This is a genomic window from Tabrizicola sp. (assembly GCF_041911175.1).
In the GTDB taxonomy this organism is placed as follows: Bacteria; Pseudomonadota; Alphaproteobacteria; order Rhodobacterales; family Rhodobacteraceae; genus Tabrizicola.
This window is the reverse complement of record NZ_JAYRPN010000121.1, coordinates 1-20,114: the sequence shown is the minus strand read 5'-3', so window position 1 is coordinate 20,114 and position 20,114 is coordinate 1. Positions and strand designations below refer to the sequence as shown.

Below are 20,114 nucleotides of genomic sequence, written 5' to 3'. Positions count from 1 at the left end.
ATGACCTTCCGCCCGGAACACGAGATGCACAAGCGCCGGTTCAGCCGGAACCTGGGCGTGGGCCTGACGCTGGGGGCCTTCGTCGTGCTGGTCTTCGCGCTGACCGTGGTCAAGGTGAAGCGCGGCGATCCGATGCAGGGCTATGACCATGTGGTCCAGCCCGAATCCGTCCCGGCGGGGAGCGCGCAGCCATGATCTTCCCGCGGCTTCAGGGCAAGAACCGCACGCTGGTGCAACTGGTGGCCGTGGTCGTCACCATGACCTCGCTGTCCTTTGCGGCGGTGCCGTTCTACAGCTGGTTCTGCGCGGTGACGGGCTATGGCGGCACGCCGCAACGGGCGGAGGCCGCGCCGGACAGGATCCTGGACCAGGTGGTGAAGATCCGCTTCGACGCCTCGGTCGACCAGAACATGCCGTGGAGCTTCAAGCCGGTGGTCCGCACGATGGACCTGCGCATCGGCGAGACGGGCCTTGCCTTCTACGAGGCGCACAACCCGACCGACCGGGTGATCGCGGGCACGGCAAGCTTCAACGTCTTCCCGGATACCGCAGGCGGCTATTTCACCAAGATCGACTGCTTCTGCTTCTCGGAACAGGTGCTGCAGCCGGGCGAAACCGTGCAGATGCCGGTCAGCTTCTTCGTCGATCCCGCCATCGTCGACGACCCGGACGGGAAGTTTGTGCATGAGATCACGCTCAGCTATACCTTCCACCAGACCCCGCTGCCGGAAGATCAGGCAGCACTTGAACAACCTGCCGCACCCGTTGCGACAGCAACAAACTGACGCACGCCGCAGCCGCGGTGAACTGGGATACAACGAGGGAAACGCCGGTCATGGCCCACGCAAAGAACCACGATTACCACATCCTGCCACCCTCGATCTGGCCGCTTCTCGGGGCGCTGTCCGGCTTCGTGATGCTGTTCGGCGCGGTCTTGTGGATGCATGGCTCGGCGCCCTGGATGGGGCTGATCGGGCTGGCGGGTGTGCTGTACACCATGTTCGCCTGGTGGTCCGAAGTGGTGCACGAAGGCCAGGTCGGCGACCATACCCCCGTTGTCCGCATTGGCCTGCGCTACGGGTTCATCCTGTTCATCATGTCGGAAGTGATGTTCTTCTCGGCCTGGTTCTGGACCTTCTTCAAGCACCGCATGTATCCGATGGGGCCGCAGTCGCCCGCCGTCGACGGTGTCTGGCCCCCCGCCGGGATCGAGACCTTCGACCCCTGGCACCTGCCCTTCATCAACACGCTGATCCTGCTTCTGTCGGGCTGCGCCGCGACCTGGGCCCACCACGCGCTGGTGCATGAGAACAACCGCAAGGACCTGGTGAACGGGCTGGTCATCGCCATCGGGCTGGGCTTCGTCTTCACCCTCTTGCAGGCCTATGAATACAGCCACGCGGCCTTCGGCTTTGCCGGCAACATCTATGGCGCCTCGTTCTTCATGGCGACGGGCTTCCACGGCTTCCACGTCATCATCGGGACGATCTTCCTGACCGTCTGCCTGATCCGCGCGCTGAAGGGGCATTTCACCCCCGAGCAGCATGTCGGCTTCGAGGCCGCCGCCTGGTACTGGCACTTCGTCGACGTGGTCTGGCTGTTCCTCTTTGCCGCCGTCTACGTCTGGGGCCAGGGCTGATCCCTCCCCGCTGACCAACCCAAGCGCGGGCCTTCGGGCCTGCGCTTTCATTTCCGGGGTCCGCCGATGCGCCGCTATGTCTTTCCGGTCCTGATGGGCATCGTCGGGGTGGCCGTGCTGATGAGCCTCGGGTTCTGGCAGCTTGGTCGCATGGCGGAAAAGCGGGCCTATCTCGACGAGATCGCGGCGCGGATTTCCAATGCGCCGATCCCGCTGCCGGACAAGCCGGAGGAGGGTCCGCACAAGTTCCAGGCGGTCTGGGCCGAGGGGCGGTTCACCGGGGACTATCTGGAGGTGCTGGCGGGACAGACGGGGGCGAGCCCGGGGGTCCTGGTGATCGAGGCCTTCGATCTGCCGGGCGGGCGCCGGATCATGGTGCAGCGCGGCTTCATCGCGGAGGAGGCGCGCAGGGTGCCGAGGGCGCCGCATGCGGCGAAGGTGGAAGGCAACCTGCATTGGCCGCAGGACACCAACAGCTTCACCCCGCCGCCGGATGTGAAGACCGGGCTGTGGTTCGCCCGCGATGTTCCGGCGATGGCGGCGAAGCTTGGCACGGAACCGACACTTATTGTCGCCAGCAAGCCAACTGGTGACGGGATCACGCCGGTCCCGGTCGATACGTCGGGTATACCCAACGACCATTGGGGCTATGCGATCCAGTGGTTCCTGCTCGCGGCGACCTGGGCGGGGATGACAGTCTTTCTTCTCTGGCGTATCAGGACGCGGAAGGTGTGAAGGCGATCCGATGAACTATATCTCGACCCGTGGTTCGGCCCCCGTGCTGGGATTCGGCGAAGCGATGATGACCGGCCTTGCGCGCGACGGCGGGCTTTATGTCCCCGAGACGGTGCCGGAGATGCCCCGCGCCGAGATCGCGGCGCTGGCGGGTGCGCCTTACGAGGAGGTCGCGTTCCGGGTGATGCGGCCCTATCTGGGCGGGTTCTTTTCGGACGACGAATTCCGGGGCCTGATCGCCAAGGCCTATGAAGGCTTCCACCACGCCGCCCGCGCGCCGATGGTGCAGCTGGGGTCGAACCATTTCCTTTTGGAGCTGTTCCACGGGCCGACGCTGGCCTTCAAGGACTTCGCCATGAGCCTCATCGGGCAGATGATGCAGGCGGCGCTGGCCAAGACCGGGGAGCGGATCACCATTGTCGGCGCGACCAGCGGCGACACCGGGTCGGCGGCGATGGAGGCGTTCCGGGGGCTGGCGAATGTGGATGTGTTCATCCTCTTCCCGCATGGCCGGGTCAGCGAGGTGCAGCGGCGGCAGATGACGACGCCCTCGGAAGCAAACGTGCATGCGCTGGCGATGGACGGGGACTTCGACGATTGCCAGGCCCGCGTGAAGGACATGTTCAACGACTTCGCCTTCCGCGACGGGGTGCGGCTGGCGGGGGTGAACAGCATCAACTGGGCCCGCGTGCTGGCGCAGGTGGTGTATTACTTCTACGCCGCCACGGCGCTGGGGGCGCCGCACCGGGCGGTCAGCTTCACCGTGCCGACCGGCAATTTCGGCGACATCTTCGCGGGCTACATCGCGCAGAAGATGGGCCTGCCCATTGACCAGCTGGTGATCGCGACGAACCAGAACGACATCCTCGACCGGGCCTTGCGCTCGGGCGACTACCGGACCAACGGGGTCAAGCCCTCGATGAGCCCGTCGATGGACATTCAGGTGTCGTCGAACTTCGAACGGGTACTGTTCGACGCCTATGGCCGCGACGGCGCGGCGGTGGCGGCGCTGATGGGCGAGATGAAGACGGGCGGGTTCCGCATCAGCCAGGGCGCGATTGACAGCCTGCGGGGGACGTTTGCCTCCGGCCGCTGTTCCGAGGACGAGACGCTGGAAGTGATCGCGCGGCACTGGAAGACGACCGGAGAGCTTCTCTGCCCGCATTCCGCCGTGGGGGTGAAGGTGGCGGAAGAGCATATCGGCCTGGCCCCGATGATCACCCTGGCCACGGCGCATCCGGCGAAGTTCCCCGATGCGGTGCAGCGCGCCACCGGGATCAGGCCCGGCCTGCCGCCGCATATGGCGGATATCTTCGAGCGCGAGGAACGGATGACCCGGGTGCCGAACGATCTTGCCGCGCTGCAGGCGCTGGTCCGCGAAAGGATTGCCCGCTGATGCAGCGCTTGCACACCCTGCCGAACGGTTTCCGCATCGTGACCGAGGCGATGCCGGGGTTGCAGTCGGCCAGCGTCGGGCTTTGGGTCGAGGCCGGGGGGCGGCACGAGACGCCCGCGCAGAACGGCATCGCGCATTTCCTGGAACATATGGCCTTCAAGGGCACGCGGCGGCGGTCCGCGCTGCGGATCGCGGAAGAGATCGAGGATGTGGGCGGTTATATCAACGCCTATACCAGCCGCGAGATGACCGCCTATTACGCCCGGGTCCTGTCGGGCGATGTGCTGATGGCGCTGGACGTGATTTCGGACATCGTGCTGAACCCCCTGTTCCGCAAGGCCGATATCGAGACCGAGCGCCATGTCATCCTGCAGGAGATCGGTCAGGCCCTGGACACGCCTGATGACATCATCTTCGACTGGCTGCATGAAGTCAGCTACCCCGACCAGAGCTTCGGCCGCACGATCCTGGGGCCGGAGGAGCGGGTGTCCTCGTTCAGGAAGGCGGATTTCGAGGGCTTCACTGGCGCGCATTACGGTCCTGACCAGATGATCCTGTCGGCGGCGGGCGGCGTGGACCATGACGCCATCATCGCAGCGGCCGAGCGCATCTTCGGGGGGCTGAAGGCTGTCGGCGGGTCGAAGGTGGAACCGGCCCGCTTCGTCGGGGGCGAGCGGCGCGAGGTCAAGGATCTGGAGCAGGTGCATTTCGCCTTGCAGTTCGAGGCACCGGGCTACCGCGACGACAAGGTTTATACCGCGCAGGTCTATGCGACCGCGATGGGGGGCGGCATGTCCTCGCGGCTGTTCCAGCGCATCCGCGAGGACCGGGGGTTGTGCTATTCGATCTATGCCCAGTCGGCGGCCTATGAGGATACCGGGCAGGTCACGATCTATGCCGGCACCTCGGAAGCCGAGATCGGCGAGCTGACCCAGCTGACGGTGGACGAGCTGAAGCGGGCCGCCGCCGACATGACCGAGGCCGAGGTTGCGCGGGCAAGGGCGCAGCTGCGGGCCGGGCTGCTGATGGGGCTGGAAAGCCCGTCCTCGCGCGCCGAACGCAATGCGCGGCTGTTGTCGATCTGGGGGCGCATCCCGGCGGTCAGCGAAGCGGTGGCGAAGATCGACGCGGTCGATACGGCGGCGGTGCGCGGCTACGCGGCAGAGCTGACGGCGGCGCGGGCGGCGCTGGCGGTCTATGGGCCGGTTGCTGCGGCCCCGGGGATCGACGAGGTTCGGCGGGGACTTTCCGCCTGATGCTGGGCCTGAAGCGCCGCGTCCGGGTCGAGACCGAGCGGATGACGCTGCGGTTGCCGGAACATGGCGACTGGCGGCAATGGTCCGAGGTGCGCGAGGCCTCGGCCGAATTTCTGGTGAAATGGGAGCCGGTCTGGTCGACCGACCATCTGAGCCGCCGTGCCTTCACCAACCGGGTCTACTGGGCGCAGCGCGCGGAAGCGCAGGGCCAGGCGCTGCCGATGCTCTTGATCCGGCGGGCGGACCAGCAGCTTCTGGGCGCGCTGACCCTGGACAACATCCGCCGGGGTCCGGCGCAGACCGGGACCTTCGGCTACTGGATCGGCGCGCCCTTCGCCCGGCAGGGCTACATGCGCGAGGCGATCCTGGCGCTGACGCATCACGCCTTCACCCGGCTGGACCTGTCGCGGCTGGAAGCGGCCTGCCTGCCGGAAAACCTGCCCTCGCGCGGGGTGCTGGAGAAATGCGGCTTCAAGTATGAAGGCGTGGCGCAGAGCTATCTGCAGATCAACGGGCGCTGGCGCAACCATGTGCTATACGCCAACCTGCGCGGTGACCGGCGTGGGCGGACCGACGTGGGGTGAGGGACGCCTGTCATATTGAGCGCTGACGCGCATTCCTTTTGTCTCGCGGTTTTGCGTGAAGGACGCAAAGCCGCTCGGAATCTGCCTCCGGCGGGGATATTTGGGCAAATGTGAAAGGCGGAAGGTGGCGGTTCGGGTTGCATTGCTGCGCGGGGTGAACGTCTCGGGGGCGGGGAAGCTGCCGATGGCGGAGTTCCGGGACATGCTCTCCGGGATGGGGCTTGGCGCCGTGCGGACCTATATCCAGTCGGGCAATGCGGTGTTCGAGAGCGATCTCGCCGCGCCGGAGCTGGAAGCGAGGATCGGCGATGCGGTTGCGGAACGGTTCGGCTTCAGGCGGGATGTCTTCGTGCTGTCGGTCGAGGAGATCGCGGCGGCGCTGACCGATCATCCCTTTGCCGGGGCCGAGCCGAAGCTGGTGCATGTGATCTTCCTGCGCGAGACCCCCACGCCGGATGAGGCGGCCTTGCGGGCGCTGGCCGAGCCGGGCGATGGCTGGCATATCGGCCCGCGCCGGTTCACCCTGTCGACGCCGGGCGGCTTTGGCACGTCGAAGCTTGCCGAGAAGCTGCCGAAGCTCTTGCCCGCCCCGACGACCGCGCGGAACCTGCGGACCATCGCGGCGCTGCATGAGATGATACTCGCGCAGGCGTGATCGGTGGGTCGGGGGCGATCCGGGCTAGGCTTGTCGCGATGGCCCGGAGGTGACGGATGCGCCTGCTTGTTGCCCTTGCCCTGATCGCCACGCCCGCGCTGGCGCAGGAGCGCATCCCGTCGCATTGCATCGCGGTGGCGGCGGCGGAGCCTTCGGTGGTGCCGGTGGCATTGCAGGACGGGCTGGAGCCGGGTTCGGTGCTGATCCGCTACCTGGATCATGCCAGCTTTGCCATCGTCACGGCGGATGGCACGGTGGCGGTGACCGACTACACCGGCTACCTCGGCACGCAGGATGTGGTGCCGGACGTGGTGACGATGAACAACGCCCATACCTCGCACTGGACCGCCGCGCCCGATCCGCGCATCCCGCATGTGCTGAAGGGCTGGCCCGAGAATGGCAGGCCGGCGGAACACCGGCTGGACCTGGGCGCGATGCTGGTCCGGAACGTGACGACCGACACGCGGGGGCCCTTCGGCGAGGGGGCGATGCGGGACGGCAACTCGATCTTCATCTTCGAGACGGCGGGCCTTTGCATCGGCCATCTGGGCCACCTGCACCAGATCCCTTCGGACGAACAATATGCGGCGATCGGGCGGCTGGACGTGGTGATGGTGCCGGTCGACGGCGGCTATACCATGCAGCTTTCCGACATGGAGGGGGTGGTGCGGCGGCTCCGGGCCTCGGTGGTGATCCCGATGCACTGGTTCAGCCCGGAGACCCTGCAGGCCTTCCTGCGCGAGATGGCGCCGGAGTTCGCCGTGGTGGAGACCGGCGGCGCGCAGGTCGCGCTGTCGCTGCACGACCTGCCGTCGCAGCCGACGATCCTGGTGCTGGAACCGGCCTGGCTGGACTAGCCTCGCGCGCCGCCCTTGGCTACCAAGGAGCGGAAGGAGACGCCGATGCTGAACCCCTGCGATCCCGGTTTCGTTGCCCATCTGGCGGGTCTGGTGCCCGAGGGGGTGCTGTCGGCCCCCGAGCCCCGGCATCTGGAGGAGCCCCGCGGCCGCTGGATCGGCCAGGCGGGGGTGCTGGCCCGGCCCCGGACCACGGCGGAGGTGGCGGTGGTGATCCGCGCCTGTGCCGAAGCGCGGGTGGGGGTGGTGCCGGTCAGCGGCGGGACCGGGCTGGTCGGCGGGCAGGTCATGGCGTCAGGCCCCGCACCGGTTCTGCTGTCGCTGGAGCGGATGACGGCCCTGCGCGGCGTCTGGCCGGAAGAGAATGCGCTGGTGGTCGAGGCGGGCATGCTGCTGGCCGATGTGCAGGCCCATGCGGCAGGGGTCGGGCGGTTGTTCCCGCTGTCACTGGCGTCGGAGGGAAGTTGCCGGATCGGCGGCAACCTCGCGACGAATGCCGGGGGGACGGCGGTGCTGCGCTATGGCAATGCGCGCGACCTCTGCCTGGGGCTGGAGGCGGTCTTGCCGGACGGGACGGTCTATGGCGGCCTGACGCGGCTCAGGAAGGACAACGCGGGCTATGACCTGCGGGACCTGCTGATCGGGTCCGAGGGCACGCTGGGGGTGATCACCGCCGCCAGCCTGAAGCTGTTCCCGCAGCCCGCCGCGCGGGTGGTGGCCTTGCTGGCGGTGCCCTCGCCCGGCGCGGCGCTGGACCTGCTGGCCTTGTGCGGTGAGCGGGTGGCGGGGCTGGTTTCAGGCTTCGAGTTGATCAGCCGGATGGGCTTCGACTTTCTTGCCGAGACCGGGTTCGACCTGCGGGCCCCCTTCGACCCGGTGCCCGACTGGGTTGTGCTGCTGGAACTGGAACTGCCTGCCGGGCTGGAGCCCGAGATCACGATGGCCAACTTGTATGAGGCCGGGGCCGAGGCGGGATTGGTCACGGACGGGGTGATAGCCACCTCCGAGGCGCAGGCGCTGCATCTGTGGGCGCTGCGCGAGACGATCCCGCTCGCAAACCGCAAGGTGGGGGCGGTGTCGAGCCATGACATCTCGCTGCCCCTGTCGGCCATCCCCGGGTTCATCGCCAGGGCGCCGGGGGAGATTGCGGGGCTGGGAGAGTTTCGGGTGAATTGCTTCGGGCATCTGGGCGATGGCAACCTGCACTGGAACGTCTTCCCGGCGCAGGGCCATGCGAAGGGCGAATATGAGGGTCGGCGCGACGCAGTGAAGACGGCGGTGCATGACCTGGTGCATGCGCTGGGCGGGTCGATCGCGGCCGAACATGGGGTGGGGAGGCTGAAGGTTGCCGACCTTGCACGCTATGGCGATCCGGGGAAGCTGGCGGCGATGCGGGCGATCAAGGCGGCGCTGGATCCTGGCGGCATCATGAACCCGGGGGCGGTGCTGGGGTGAGGCTGTCGGAATGAAACATCCCCGCCGCAGAAACCTGCGACGGGGTGCTTTGGGGGTGTGTAGGTCACGCTGTGGGTAGCAGCGCGGTCAGGGTGGGTAGCCCTGACAAACCCTTGTGTAGAGTGATTCTCTTACAGGACGGTTAACGCAACCCCGCCGCTGCGCCCGGCCCGCGCGATTTCCTTGCGGAAATCGGTCCGGAGTTTGAAAAACTCCGGGGTGCCAGGAGGTTCGGCGTCACAGCCCTTCGAAGGCGCACAAGGCGTGGACCTCCATCCCGAGCGATTCGAGCTTCTTCCGCCCGCCAAGATCGGGCAGATCGACCACGAAGGCGCAGCCCACCACCTCGGCACCCAGCCGTTCGATCAGCCGGATACCGGCCTCCGCCGTGCCGCCGGTGGCGAGGAGGTCGTCGACCAGAAGCACCTTCTCGCCCGGCTGCATCGCGTCGTCATGCACCTCGACCACCGCCTCGCCGTATTCCAGCTGGTAGGCCTGGGCGATGGTCTGGCCGGGCAGCTTGCCCTTCTTGCGGATCGGCACGAAGCCGGTCGAGAGCTGGTGCGCCACCGCCCCGCCCAGGATGAAGCCCCGCGCCTCCAGCCCCGCCACCTTGTCGATCCGCATCCCGGCATAGGGGGCGAGGAGCTGGTCGACGCACATCCGGAACCCGCGCGGATCGGCGAAGAGCGTGGTCACGTCGCGGAACAGGATCCCCTCGTGCGGGAAGTCGACGATGGTGCGGATGTAGTCCTTGACGGTCTTGGCCATGACAATACTGCCTGAATGAAGTTCATGGATAGTGGCGGCGGAGTGCCATCAGGTCCTGCTTGCCCAAGCTTACTCGTGAGTTGCTGGTTTCCGAAAAGACCGACCGGGATTCGTAGTAGGTGCCGCCGATGTCGGTCCACAGTCCCATGCACTGGGCCAACTCTTCCAGCATGACGGAATAGACCTCGCTGAGGCGGGCGTTGTTGGAGGAACTGATGTAGCAATTGCTCAGGGTATGATTGGCACGCCAGATGACCGTCATCGTGGCAGCGCCGATGATGGATCCGTCCACGAATTCAATTCCTGTGCCAGTGATTCTTGCGCCTTCGGGGATGTCAAGGAAGAGCACCTTGATGTCGGGAGTCTCGGACGGTTTGGCATGCCTGATGCGGAGATTGGCTCCGACCGCGTTCAGTTTGTCAATCGCACGGTCAAGGCCGTCCTCGACCTGGGCCTGCAGCCGGGGCGGGAACCCGTCCGCGACCTGCATGATGCCTAGGGTGAGATCCTTCGCATCTTTGGCACGCCAGCGGACCATCGGCTTCTGGCATTCGCCGCCCGGAGGTGCGGCGCAAGCGACGAGACGGTAGAAATCCTCGTCCGACAGCTTGCCCTTCGCCGTCACGAATTCCTGGGCCGAGGCTTGGGGGGCCAGCAGCGCGGCCAGGAGGGCAAGGGCGCGCGGGCTCACAAGACCCGCCCCGCGATGGCGTCGAGCCTGGCCAGAAGCTCGGGGTCGCGTTTGTCGGGGGCGGTCATGATTGCGTGGCTGAGGGCGCGGTCGCAGCCGTGGGGGCAGGGCTGGCGGTCGGGGTCCATCAGGGCAGGCAGGCGGGCGACGAGGCCGCGGGCGGCAGCGGCGTTGGCATGGACGACGGCGATGACCTGGGCCACGTCCACCGCGCCGTGGCTGTCGTGCCAGCAGTCGTAGTCGGTGACCATCGCGAGGGAGGCGTAGCACAGCTCGGCTTCCCGGGCGAGGCGGGCTTCGGAAAGGCCGGTCATCCCGATCACGTCGGCGCCCCAGGTCCGGTACATCCGGCTTTCGGCGCGGGTGGAGAACTGCGGGCCCTCCATCGAGAGATAGGTGGCCCCGCTATGGACGGTCAGGCCCGCCTCGCGCGCGGCCCGGGCGGCCAGCGCGCCGAGGCGGGGGCAGGTCGGGTCGGCGAGGCTGACATGGGCGACGCAGCCGGGGCCGAAGAACGAAGGCGGGCGCTGGGTGGTGCGGTCGATGTACTGGCCGACGAGGACGAAGTGGCCGGGGGCGAAGTCTTCGCGGAGGCTGCCCACGGCGGAGACGGCGAGGAGGTCGGTGCAGCCGAGGCGCTTCAGGGCGTCGATGTTGGCGTGGTAGGGGACCGAGGTGGGGGTATGGACGTGGCCCCTGCCATGCCGGGGGAGGAAGGCTATGGGCAGGCCGTTCAGGCGGCCGACCAGCACCTCGTCCGAGGGCTTGCCCCAGGGGGTCTTCACCCGGACCCAGCTGGCCCCTTCGAGGCCGTCGATCTGATAGACCCCCGATCCTCCGATCACGCCGAGCATGCACTGCATGGGGATCCTCTCTTGTCTTGACCGGGGGGAAGATAGCGGGGCGCGCGGATCGTGTCCACGGTGGACAAGCGCGGCGATGGCTGGGATTTCAAGGGGTTGGTCGCGGGCGTTAGGGAAGCGTTAGGAATTGGCCGGAGCAAAATCCTTCGAAGGATTTTGGCAAAACTTTTCGAAAAGTTTTGTGCCTGGGGAAAGCGTGGGGACTATCGGGTGGCGGTCTCGCAGCTTTCGCGGGCGAGGAAGGTGGCGAGGCTTTTGTCGGGGTCGTCGGGGAATGTGTCCTCGGTCAGGGAGAGTGTGACACCCCGGTCGAAGCGCCAGGTGCGGAAATCGGCGCGCAGCCTGCCACGGAGTGCCTGGGGTCAACCGGGATTGCCTCCGGCGGGGATATTTGCGCCAGTATGAAGGGCAGGCGCAGGTGCCTGGCCGGCCTGGCGGGACGAGGTGGCGGGCGTCAGGCGCCGGTGCAGGTCACCTTGTTGCCGCCGGGCCAGCGCCACTCGATCAGCTCGGTCCCGCCGCGCAGCCGGGCGCCATCGCCCGCGGCATAGGAGAAGCGCAGCAAGAGATGTTCCTTCCGCAGCACGAAATAGGTCTTGCCGCCGATCATGACATTCGCCGTCGCGCCGCCCTTGTAGATCACCACGGTCATCTTCCCCGCAGAGCCGCAGGAATAGGACAGGCGGGCCTCGACCTCGGGCTTCGGCGGCGGGGGTGGCGGTGGCTTTATCACCATGCCGTCGTCGGCAAGATCGAGATACTTGGCCGAGGCCCAGCCGGTATCGCCGTTCTTCCGGCGGACCTCATACCAGATGCCGCCCCTGGCCTTGCAGGCATAGGCGATGGAGCGGCCGGTGTCGCTGAGGCCGCCCTCGGCGCCGGAGCAGGTGGTGTAGCACTGGCCCTTCGACCAGGCGACGCGGCCCGTGGCGGTCACACCGGTTTCGCCGGGGCGGATGCGCGCGACGAGGGCATGGGAGGCCGCCGGGCCGGAGCGCATGTTCAGCGTGTCATTCGCCGCGACGCCGGTGACCGAAAGCGCGGTGCCCCGGTCGGGGTCGCAGATCGGTTCGGCAAGGGCGGGCAGGGCGGAGAGGCAGAGGAGAGCGAGAGCGCGAAAGAGCATGGGGCAGTCCTTTCCCGGATGTTCCCGCAGCCTGTGGCGCAGACCCGAGTCGGTCAAGGGAGCCGGTGTCGCGCCCCCTGCCGCTCAGGTGCGGCGCGGGCGGGCATGGTCCAGCCCCCAGGCCGCCAGGCCGATCATCAGCCCCCAGAAGGCCGCGCCGATGCCGAAGGCGGCCATGCCGGAGGCGGTGGTGACAAGCGTCAGCGTGGCGGGCAGGCGCTGGTCGGGATGGGCGAAGGCGGCGGTGCAGGCGCCCATCAGGGGGGAAAGGAGGGCGAGCGCGACAAGGGCGGCGACGACGGGTGTGGGGAGGGCCGCGAGGAGTTGCAGGACGGTGGGGGAGAGCAGGCCGAGGAGCACCCAGACGCAGGCATAGGCGAGGCCGACGATCCAGCGTTTGTCGCGGTCGGGATGCACGTCGGGGCCAAGGCAGATCGCGGCGGTGATCGCCGCCATGCTGACGGTATGGGCGCCGAAGAAGGCGGTGACGGTGGAAATGAGGCCGGTGGTGGTCAGCGCGGCATTGACGGGCGGCTCGTAGCCCGCGGCGCGCAGCGTGGCGAAGCCCGGCAGGTTCTGCGAGGCCATCGTGACGAGGTAGAGCGGCAGGGCGAGGCCGAGGATCACGCCGGGGCGGACCTCGGGCGCGGTGAAGGTGAGGAGGGGGGCGGAGAGGCGGAGGGTGGAGAGGTCCGCGCCGGAGATCAGCGCCAGGGCGATGCCGGTCGCGAAGGCGGCGAGGGTCGCCATCGCGGGGTTCCAGAGCCGGACCACCAGGAAGACGGCGACCATCGGCAGGACGATCGCGGGAAGGCCTTGCGCGGCGGTGGCCCCCTTGAGGCAGAAGGGCAGGAGCACGCCCGCCAGCATTCCGGCGGCGATGCCGTCGGGGATGCGGGCGACCAGTGCGCCGAGCGGGCGGATCAGGCCGGTGGCGGCGATGAGAAGGCCGGTGACGACGAAGGCGCCCACGCCCTCGGCAAAGCTGATGCCGGAGGTCGCGGCGATGAGGGCGGCTCCGGGCGTGGACCAAGCGAGGACGACGGGGACCTTCGTCTGCCAGGAGAGGAGGGCGGAGCCTGCCGCCTTGCCGAGGCTGATGGCGAGGAGCCAGCTGGCGGCTTGTGCGGGCGTGGCCCCCAGCGCGGTGGCGGCGGCCAGCAGGATCGCGACCGAGGCGGCATAGCCCACCAGCGCGGCGACGGTGGCGGCAGACAGGACCGAGGCGCGCATGCGGGCTCCCAAGCGGCGGGTGTCGCGGGACTATTCCGTGGCGCTGGCCGGGCTGCAAGGGGGAAAGGTGGCGACCCCCGGGGGAGGAGGAATGGGGGCCGCCACAGGATCGGCGCGCCCGGGAGGAGGGTGGGCGTCCGATGGGGTTCGGGGCCAAGGCCCGGAATGGGGGCGGCGGTGCCCGGGGGAGGAGGTGGGCCCGCCGCGTCCGTCAGGCCCCAGGGAGGAGGAGGGGGCCGTCGGGAGGGGTTGGCGCGGCAGGGCCAGGGAGGAGGAGAGACCCCGCCGCGCGGTTCAGGTGCCAGGGAGGAGGAGAGGCACCCGATCAGTTCGGGCCTTCGCGGCCCGGAATGGGGGCGGCAATGCCAGGGAGGAGGTTGGCACCGCCGCAGTACCAGACGCCAGGGAGGAGGAGAGGCGTCCGATCAGGGTGGACCTTCGCGGTCCGTGTAGGGGCGGCGGTGCCCAGGGAGGAGGAGGGGCATCGCCGCTATCGCCGGAGGTCCCAGGGAGGAGGAGGGGACCCCGGGCGAAATCTCACTTGCCGTAGGCGGCCTCACGCGCGATCTCGGTGATGCCGAGGCGCGAAATGCCGAGGTCGGACAGCTCACGGTCGGTGAGCGAGTTCAGTTCGGCCACGGTGCGGGCGTAGACGCGGCGCTGGTTGATCGCGGCAAGGACGACGTCCTTCACGAAAGCCAGGCGGTCAGCAAAACCCTTGCGGGCAACGGGGGTGGTGGTCACATAAGCCATCTTACTCAAGCCTCTTCAGATCGGTCAGCGCGGTTCTTTTGCGCTGTTAGTGGTAACATGCGCCTCATGCTGCAGATGCACAATAGCGGGTCTGAACAATGCTGCCATGCAGCATGCGCATGGCTGACGTCACGGAAATGTCATGATTGATCAAGGCTTTCGCCGAAATTTTGAGCATTTGGTCAACTGGCCTTGCCCTTCCGCTGAAAGGCTACGACCCTAGGGCAAATCTTCAGCGGAGTCGGAACGATGGCGGTGGATCGGGAGCAGGTGTTGCGGGTCCTGGCGGGGGTCGCGCACCCCGGCGGGGGTGATCTGGTGAGCCGCGATCTGATTCGCGCACTGGCGGTCGAGGGCGGCACGGTGCGCTTCGTGATCGAGGCCGCGACGCCGGACGAAGCGCGCAGCCTCGGCGCGGCGCAGGCCGAGGCGGAGGCGCGGCTGAAGGCTCTGCCGGGGGTCAGTTCCGTGCGGGTGGTGATGACGGCGCATGGCCCGGCGGCGAAGGCGGCGCCTCCATCATTGAAGATCGGCCAGCATCCGACGCCGCAGCAGGGCGGGCCGCAGCGGATTTCCGGGATCGACCGGATCATTGCGGTGGCGAGCGGAAAGGGCGGGGTGGGGAAATCCACCGTGGCCTCGAACCTGGCGGTGGCGCTGGCGCGGCGGGGCCGGAGGGTCGGGCTGCTGGACGCCGATATCTACGGGCCGTCGCAGCCGAAGATGATGGGGGTCTCGCAGCGCCCGTCCTCGCCGGACGGCAAGACCATCGAGCCGCTGGTCGCGCATGGGGTGACGATGATGTCGATCGGCCTGATGCTGAAAGAGAACGAGGCGGTGGTCTGGCGTGGGCCGATGCTGATGGGGGCCTTGCAACAGCTTCTGGGGCAGGTGGCCTGGGGCAAGCTGGATGTCCTCATCATCGACCTGCCGCCGGGGACGGGGGATGTGCAGTTGACGCTCTGCCAGCGGACGCAGCTGACCGGGGCGATTGTCGTCAGCACGCCGCAGGACGTGGCGCTGCTGGATGCGCGGAAGGCGCTGGACATGTTCCACAAGCTGAAGACCCCGGTGCTGGGGCTGGTCGAGAACATGTCGACCTATGTTTGCCCGAACTGCGGGCATGAGAGCCATATCTTCGGCCACGGCGGGGTGGCGGCCGAGGCGCGGAAGCTGGACCTGCCGTTCCTGGGGGAACTGCCCCTGGCGCTGGACGTGCGGGTGGCGGGGGATGCCGGGACGCCGGTCGCGGCGACCGACGGCCCGCTGGCCGCGCCCTATCTCGCGCTCGCCGACCGGCTGATCGCGGGCGGGATGGGCTGAGACACCGAGCCCCGGGCATTTCCGCGTGCTCGATTTCTTCGAAGAAATCGGACCGGAGCCTTTGAAGGCTCCGCACCGGAATTTTCCAAAATTCCGGCGCCCCCTTCTGATGCGGTGAGCACTTGGCGGGTTTCCGCGTGGTGCGAAATTCGGGGTTGTTTACATACCAACTGGTTGGTATCTTTCCTGCATGACCAGCGAGTCGCAGACGCGACGGCTGACAACCCCAAGGAGGAAAGACGATGACCCACAACATTCGTACCTGCCTTTGGTTCCGCGATGGCCGTGGCCCGGAGGCGGCGAAGTTCTACTGCGACCTGATCCCCGGAAGCCGGATCGAACGCAGCTTCGGCGCCGATGCCGGGATGGGGCCGTTCACGGTGACGGACTTCACCCTTGCAGGGACGCCCTATCAGATCCTCGACGCAGGCCCGCATTTCACCCTGACCGAGGCGGTGTCGATCAGCGTCGAAACCGATGACCAGGCCGAGACCGACCGGCTTTGGGCGGCCTTGACCGCGGATGGCGGCGAGGAGAGCGTCTGCGGCTGGCTGAAGGACCGTTTCGGCGTGTCCTGGCAGGTCTTCCCGCGCCGGTTGACCGAGCTGACGCTGAGCAAGGACAAGAAGGTCTCGGCGGCGGCAACGGCGGCGATGATGAAGCAGAAGAAGATCGACATCGCCGAGATCGAGGCGGCGGTCCGCGCGGCGGCCTGAGGAGAACGGACATGCGAACGATCAGGATCATCGAGCACGTCTCGCTGGACGGGGTCATCCAGGGGCCGGGCGGACCGGAGGAGGACCCGGCCAACGGCTTCAACCACGGCGGCTGGGCTTTTCCCCATCATGACGCGGAGGGCGGGGCCGCCATCGGCAAGGCGCAGGGGACGGGGTTCGACCTGCTTCTGGGCCGCAAGACCTATGACATCTTCGGCAGCTACTGGCCGAAACAGGCGGGGCCATTGGCCGACAGCCTGAACGGGGCGAAGAAGTTCGTGGCGACCCACCGACCGGAAAGCCTGGACTGGGGGCCGGTGGAGCCGCTGGGCCTCGACATCGCCGCAGGCATCGCCAGGGTGAAACAGGCGGGAGGGCCGGACCTGATCGTCTGGGGCAGTTCCACCCTGACGCCTCTGTTGATCGCGGAAGGATTGGCGGACGAGGTGGTGCTGCTGGTCTTCCCCGTGATGATCGGGCGGGGCAAGCGCATCTTCTCGGATGTGGCGGCGGCGAGCGAGCTGAAGCTTCTGTCCAGCAAGGCCACGCCTTCGGGTGTGGTGATCTCGACCTACAAGCCCGCCGGGCCGATGCGCACCGGCAGTTTTTCCGAAGAGCCCGCGTGACGGGCAAGGGAGGATATGATGAACGACGTGCCACAGGACCAGCGCTACCGGCCCGAAGACCGGATCATGCAGGGGGTGATCCCCTATCTGTCACTTGCCGGGCAGGCGGGGGAAGCGGCGGATTTCTACATGAAAGCCTTCGCGGCCAGGGACATCGGCCGGATGGAGACGCCGGGCCAGCCGGGCCACTACATGCACCTGCAGGTCGAGATCAACGGCGGCGCGCTGATGCTGACCGACCATGTCGGTGACGGTTCGCCCGAAGGACCGCCGCTGGCGCGGGGGCATCTGCAGCTGGTGGTCGGCGACGGGCGGGCCTGGTTCGACCGGGCGGTCGCGGCGGGCTGCCAATCGGTGATGCCCTACGAACGCCAGCCCTGGGGCGACGACTGGGGCATGGTGCGCGATCCGTTCGGGATTCTCTGGGCGGTGTTGACACCCAATCCCGCGCTCTGGGACAAGGGCTGATGCCAGCCGTGGTGACAGAGTGAACAAGGCGGGCCGCGTTCCCCGCGGCGAGGCGCGCGCGCGGCTGATCGAGGCCGCGCGCAGCCTTGTGCGCCATCGGGGGTTTGCGGCGACGAGCGTCGATGACCTGTGCGCGGCGGCGGGGGTGACGAAGGGGGCCTTCTTCCACCACTTCGCCAGCAAGGAAGCTCTGGGCGTCGCGCTGATCGACGACTGGACGCAGGTGACCGGGGCGATGTTCGCGAGCCACCCCTACAACACGCTGCCCGATCCGCTGGACCGGGTCTTCGGCTATATCGACCTGCGGCGCGCGCTGCTGGGCCAGCCGGTGCCGGAGTTCTCCTGCGTGGCCGGGACGACGGTGCAGGAAGCCTATGAGACCTCCATCCCGATCCGCGAGGCGGCGGAGCGCAGTGTGCGGTCGGGGTTCGAGCATGTGCGGCCGCATCTGGCGGCGGCGCTGGCGGCGCATCAGGTGCCGGGGGTGACGGCGGAGGGGCTGGCGCAGCAGTTCCAGGTGGCAACGCAGGGCGGGATCATCCTGGCGAAAGCGCTGAACGATGCAGCACCCGCACGCGAGGCCTTCGACCATCTGGAGCGTTACCTGCGGCTCTTGTTCGGGCGGCCCGACCCGTAGGGTGCGGATTTCGAATCACAGGTCACGGGAAATCGTGGGAAATGGTGCTCCGGTGCTGTTTTCAGCGCTGCGATTCGGGCAGATTCGTCGGGATGAGGCCGGGTTTCCCGCTCCACGCAGCCTGATCGCGCGGAATCGTGGGAAATCACGGGACTGTCATCCGGCGTGACGAAAACACAAGATGTAGGGGTAAATTTTGGGGGCTTTGCCTAGGAATTGAATCCAGGGGGCCGAAATGGGCACAAGATGCTGCTTTTCCGTCGCTTCCGGCACAAGATGAAGCCCATTCGCCCCCAATATTTCCCTTGCTTTCCCATGAATTCCCACGCATCTTCATCTCACGACGATGCGATGGGCAAGTGAAAGTCAGGGGCGGACGAAAGACCCCGAACAAGGCGTAAGGCAGCTTCATACAGGCAGCCCCTTTCATCGGCGAACAAGGATCCGGCGCGCGAGCGAGCAGACATCTCCCCCAGGTGGCGCGCGTAGCTGGACGCCCAGCGATGGGACAGCGGCGGATCGGGTAGTGGCAGCAACCCGGTCCGCCTTTTCATGTCCATCGCCCCGGGTTTGACGCGGATTTGAGAAGGCCAGGCGATGGCAGAGGCGTTCAGAGGCGAGTTCTACCAGAGGGTAGACGGAAAGGCGCGGGTCTCGATCCCGGCGGCCTTTCGTGCCGTCCTGAACGCGGACGATCCCCAGAAAGGCGAGAAGGGCGGCGCACGGCTGGTGCTGGTCTATGGCGGCAAGGCGCGCAACTTCGTCGAGGGCTATTCCAAGCGCGGCGCGGACCAGCTGGCCGAGGATATCGAGGCGATGGAGATGGGCTCGCCCGAACGGGTGCGGGCCGAGCGCGACCTGATCAGCCGGTCGGTGATGGTCGAGGTCGACCCCGATGGCCGCATCGTCCTGCCGCCCCGCGTGCGCGAGAAGATGGGCTTCGCGGGCGATCTTGCGGCAGACAGCGAGGCCGCCTTCGCGGGCTTCACCAACCGCTTCCGGCTGTACCGCAAAGAGGTCTACGAGGCCGAGCTGGCCGAGGACGACGAAGACGACGTGGACCCGCTGACCCTGGTCGGGCGGCACAAGCGGACGGGGTAGGGCGATGAAGGGTCCGCTGCCAGGCCGCCCGTCCAGCCAGACGTCCGACGATCCCCATGTTCCGGTCCTGATCGACGCGATCCTGCGGGACTGTGCGCCCGTCTCCGGCGTCTGGCTGGACGGGACGCTGGGCGCGGGCGGCTATACGCGCGAATTGCTGAGGGCGGGGGCAGGGCGGGTCATCGGGGTGGACCGCGACCCTTTGGCCCTGCGGATGGCCGATGGCTGGGCTGGTGCCTACGGCGACCGGGTGCGGCTGGTGGCGGGGACGTTCTCCGATCTGGATGAGCTTGCGGGCGAGCCTCTAGACGGCGTGGTCTTGGACCTTGGTGTCAGCTCGATGCAGCTCGATCAGCCCGAACGCGGGTTTTCCTTCATGAAGGACGGCCCCTTGGACATGCGGATGAGCCAGTCGGGCGAAAGCGCGGCCGATCTGGTGAACGGGGCCGACGAGGGCGTGCTGGCCGATATCCTGTATCACTACGGCGAGGAACGCGCCTCGCGACGGATTGCGCACGCCATCGTGGCGGCGCGCCAGCTGGAGCCGATCCAGACCACCGCGAAGCTGGCCGAGATCGTGGCGAAATGCCTGCCGCGCCCGAAGCCGGGGCAAAGCCACCCGGCGACCCGCAGCTTCCAGGCGATCCGCATCGCGGTGAACACCGAGTTCCAGGAGCTTGCCGAAGGGTTGAACGCCGCCGAACGCGCGCTGAAGCCCGGCGGGCTTCTGGCCGTCGTCACCTTCCACTCCCTTGAAGACCGGATCGTGAAGCGGTTCTTCCAGCTTGCCTCCGGCCACGAGGCCAACGCCAACCGCTACGCCCCGGCCAAGGCCGATACCGAGGCGCGGTTCGAGATGGTCACTCGCAAGGCCGTGGCCCCCGACGAGGCCGAAGTCGCCCGCAACCCCCGCGCGCGGTCGGCGAAGCTGCGGATCGGGCGTCGGACCCATGCGCCTGCCAAGGTGCTGTCGGCGACCGAGTTGAGCCTGCCCGAGATCCAGAAGAAAGGACGCCGCTAGATGCGCCCCGTTTTGTATGTGCTGTCCTTCCTCGCCCTGATCGCGCTGGGCTTCTGGGCCTACCGCGAGAATTACGCGACGCAGGCCGCGCTGAAAGAGGTCGAGGGGCTGCAACGCCAGATCTCGGGCCTGCGCGAGGCGCTGACGGTGCAGCGGGCGGAATGGGCCTACCAGAACCGCCCCGACCGGCTGCGGGAACTCGCGACCG

General features: G+C 67.6%; 23 protein-coding genes and 1 pseudogene. 18 read left to right on the top strand and 6 right to left on the bottom strand.

The features are described 5' to 3' along the window. The 10 genes from ACE3P6_RS16305 to ACE3P6_RS16260 all read left to right on the top strand — a co-directional run bounded on the left by ACE3P6_RS16305 (position 1) and on the right by ACE3P6_RS16260 (position 8,577). On the top strand, positions 1–195 hold the full coding sequence (locus tag ACE3P6_RS16305; protein WP_374374655.1) for a hypothetical protein: 195 nt from the start codon (positions 1–3) through the stop codon (positions 193–195). Then, positions 192–785, top strand: a complete 594-nt coding sequence (locus tag ACE3P6_RS16300) for a cytochrome c oxidase assembly protein (protein ID WP_374397108.1) — start codon at positions 192–194, stop codon at positions 783–785. The genes ACE3P6_RS16305 and ACE3P6_RS16300 overlap by 4 nt, the downstream gene beginning before the upstream one ends. A 50-nt stretch (positions 786–835) precedes the next feature. Further along, positions 836–1,639: a cytochrome c oxidase subunit 3 gene (locus ACE3P6_RS16295; protein WP_374397104.1), complete on the top strand. Its 804-nt coding sequence runs from the start codon at positions 836–838 to the stop codon at positions 1,637–1,639. 66 nt (positions 1,640–1,705) lie between these two features. After that, entirely contained in the window at positions 1,706–2,374 is a 669-nt protein-coding gene (locus ACE3P6_RS16290) for an SURF1 family protein (RefSeq protein ID WP_374397102.1), read from the top strand. A gap of 10 nt (positions 2,375–2,384) precedes the next feature. After that, entirely contained in the window at positions 2,385–3,770 is a 1,386-nt protein-coding gene (thrC, locus tag ACE3P6_RS16285) for a threonine synthase (RefSeq protein ID WP_374397099.1), read from the top strand. Then, a complete protein-coding gene (locus ACE3P6_RS16280) occupies positions 3,770–5,026 on the top strand; it encodes a M16 family metallopeptidase (protein ID WP_374397097.1) in 1,257 nt (418 codons plus the stop codon). The genes thrC and ACE3P6_RS16280 overlap by 1 nt, the downstream gene beginning before the upstream one ends. Further along, positions 5,026–5,610 (top strand): GNAT family N-acetyltransferase, encoded by a 585-nt coding sequence (locus tag ACE3P6_RS16275; RefSeq protein ID WP_374374668.1) that lies wholly within the window; start codon positions 5,026–5,028, stop codon positions 5,608–5,610. The genes ACE3P6_RS16280 and ACE3P6_RS16275 overlap by 1 nt, the downstream gene beginning before the upstream one ends. Positions 5,611–5,734: 124 nt before the next feature. Beyond that, on the top strand, positions 5,735–6,265 hold the full coding sequence (locus tag ACE3P6_RS16270) for a DUF1697 domain-containing protein (RefSeq protein ID WP_374397094.1): 531 nt from the start codon (positions 5,735–5,737) through the stop codon (positions 6,263–6,265). Between the two features lie 56 nt (positions 6,266–6,321). Further along, entirely contained in the window at positions 6,322–7,122 is an 801-nt protein-coding gene (locus ACE3P6_RS16265; protein ID WP_374397091.1) for an MBL fold metallo-hydrolase, read from the top strand. Between the two features lie 45 nt (positions 7,123–7,167). Further along, positions 7,168–8,577 (top strand): FAD-binding oxidoreductase, encoded by a 1,410-nt coding sequence (locus ACE3P6_RS16260; RefSeq protein ID WP_374397089.1) that lies wholly within the window; start codon positions 7,168–7,170, stop codon positions 8,575–8,577. Between the two features lie 237 nt (positions 8,578–8,814). On the opposite strand, the gene ACE3P6_RS16255 is transcribed toward ACE3P6_RS16260, so the two are convergent. The 6 genes from ACE3P6_RS16255 to ACE3P6_RS16230 form a co-directional block, all read right to left on the bottom strand. Then, entirely contained in the window at positions 8,815–9,348 is a 534-nt protein-coding gene (locus tag ACE3P6_RS16255; protein ID WP_374397086.1) for an adenine phosphoribosyltransferase, read from the bottom strand. A 22-nt stretch (positions 9,349–9,370) separates the two neighbouring features. After that, positions 9,371–10,039 carry a hypothetical protein gene (locus ACE3P6_RS16250; RefSeq protein WP_374397084.1) on the bottom strand — a complete coding sequence of 223 codons (669 nt, stop codon included), beginning with the start codon at positions 10,037–10,039 and terminating at the stop codon, positions 9,371–9,373. Further along, positions 10,036–10,902, bottom strand: coding sequence for an S-methyl-5'-thioadenosine phosphorylase (locus ACE3P6_RS16245; RefSeq protein WP_374397080.1), 867 nt, complete (start codon positions 10,900–10,902; stop codon positions 10,036–10,038). The genes ACE3P6_RS16250 and ACE3P6_RS16245 overlap by 4 nt, the downstream gene beginning before the upstream one ends. 454 nt (positions 10,903–11,356) lie before the next feature. Then, positions 11,357–12,028 (bottom strand): hypothetical protein, encoded by a 672-nt coding sequence (locus tag ACE3P6_RS16240; protein WP_374397078.1) that lies wholly within the window; start codon positions 12,026–12,028, stop codon positions 11,357–11,359. Between the two features lie 84 nt (positions 12,029–12,112). Next, positions 12,113–13,261, bottom strand: a complete 1,149-nt coding sequence (locus tag ACE3P6_RS16235) for a benzoate/H(+) symporter BenE family transporter (RefSeq protein ID WP_374397076.1) — start codon at positions 13,259–13,261, stop codon at positions 12,113–12,115. 537 nt (positions 13,262–13,798) lie between these two features. Beyond that, the gene (locus tag ACE3P6_RS16230) at positions 13,799–14,014 is read right to left on the bottom strand and encodes a DUF1127 domain-containing protein (protein WP_374397073.1); all 216 of its coding nucleotides are present in this window, start codon (positions 14,012–14,014) and stop codon (positions 13,799–13,801) included. 249 nt (positions 14,015–14,263) lie between these two features. Here ACE3P6_RS16230 and ACE3P6_RS16225 point away from each other — a divergent pair, with 249 nt between their 5' ends. From ACE3P6_RS16225 to ACE3P6_RS16190, 8 genes and pseudogenes are all read left to right on the top strand, one after another. Then, complete coding sequence (locus tag ACE3P6_RS16225) at positions 14,264–15,337, top strand: Mrp/NBP35 family ATP-binding protein (RefSeq protein ID WP_374397070.1); 1,074 nt, start codon at positions 14,264–14,266, stop codon at positions 15,335–15,337. Between the two features lie 242 nt (positions 15,338–15,579). Further along, positions 15,580–16,053, top strand: coding sequence for a VOC family protein (locus ACE3P6_RS16220; RefSeq protein ID WP_374397067.1), 474 nt, complete (start codon positions 15,580–15,582; stop codon positions 16,051–16,053). Positions 16,054–16,064: 11 nt separating this feature from the next. Next, positions 16,065–16,679 carry a dihydrofolate reductase family protein gene (locus tag ACE3P6_RS16215; protein ID WP_374397064.1) on the top strand — a complete coding sequence of 205 codons (615 nt, stop codon included), beginning with the start codon at positions 16,065–16,067 and terminating at the stop codon, positions 16,677–16,679. 18 nt (positions 16,680–16,697) lie between these two features. After that, positions 16,698–17,147, top strand: coding sequence for a VOC family protein (locus ACE3P6_RS16210; RefSeq protein WP_374397061.1), 450 nt, complete (start codon positions 16,698–16,700; stop codon positions 17,145–17,147). Positions 17,148–17,166: 19 nt separating this feature from the next. Then, positions 17,167–17,784, top strand: coding sequence for a TetR/AcrR family transcriptional regulator (locus ACE3P6_RS16205; RefSeq protein WP_374397058.1), 618 nt, complete (start codon positions 17,167–17,169; stop codon positions 17,782–17,784). Between the two features lie 597 nt (positions 17,785–18,381). After that, positions 18,382–18,885 carry a division/cell wall cluster transcriptional repressor MraZ gene (locus ACE3P6_RS16200; RefSeq protein WP_374397055.1) on the top strand — a complete coding sequence of 168 codons (504 nt, stop codon included), beginning with the start codon at positions 18,382–18,384 and terminating at the stop codon, positions 18,883–18,885. A 4-nt stretch (positions 18,886–18,889) separates the two neighbouring features. Then, positions 18,890–19,906: a 16S rRNA (cytosine(1402)-N(4))-methyltransferase RsmH gene (rsmH, locus tag ACE3P6_RS16195; RefSeq protein ID WP_374397052.1), complete on the top strand. Its 1,017-nt coding sequence runs from the start codon at positions 18,890–18,892 to the stop codon at positions 19,904–19,906. Continuing rightward, positions 19,907–20,114: pseudogene (locus ACE3P6_RS16190) on the top strand (cell division protein FtsL); the annotation flags it as partial.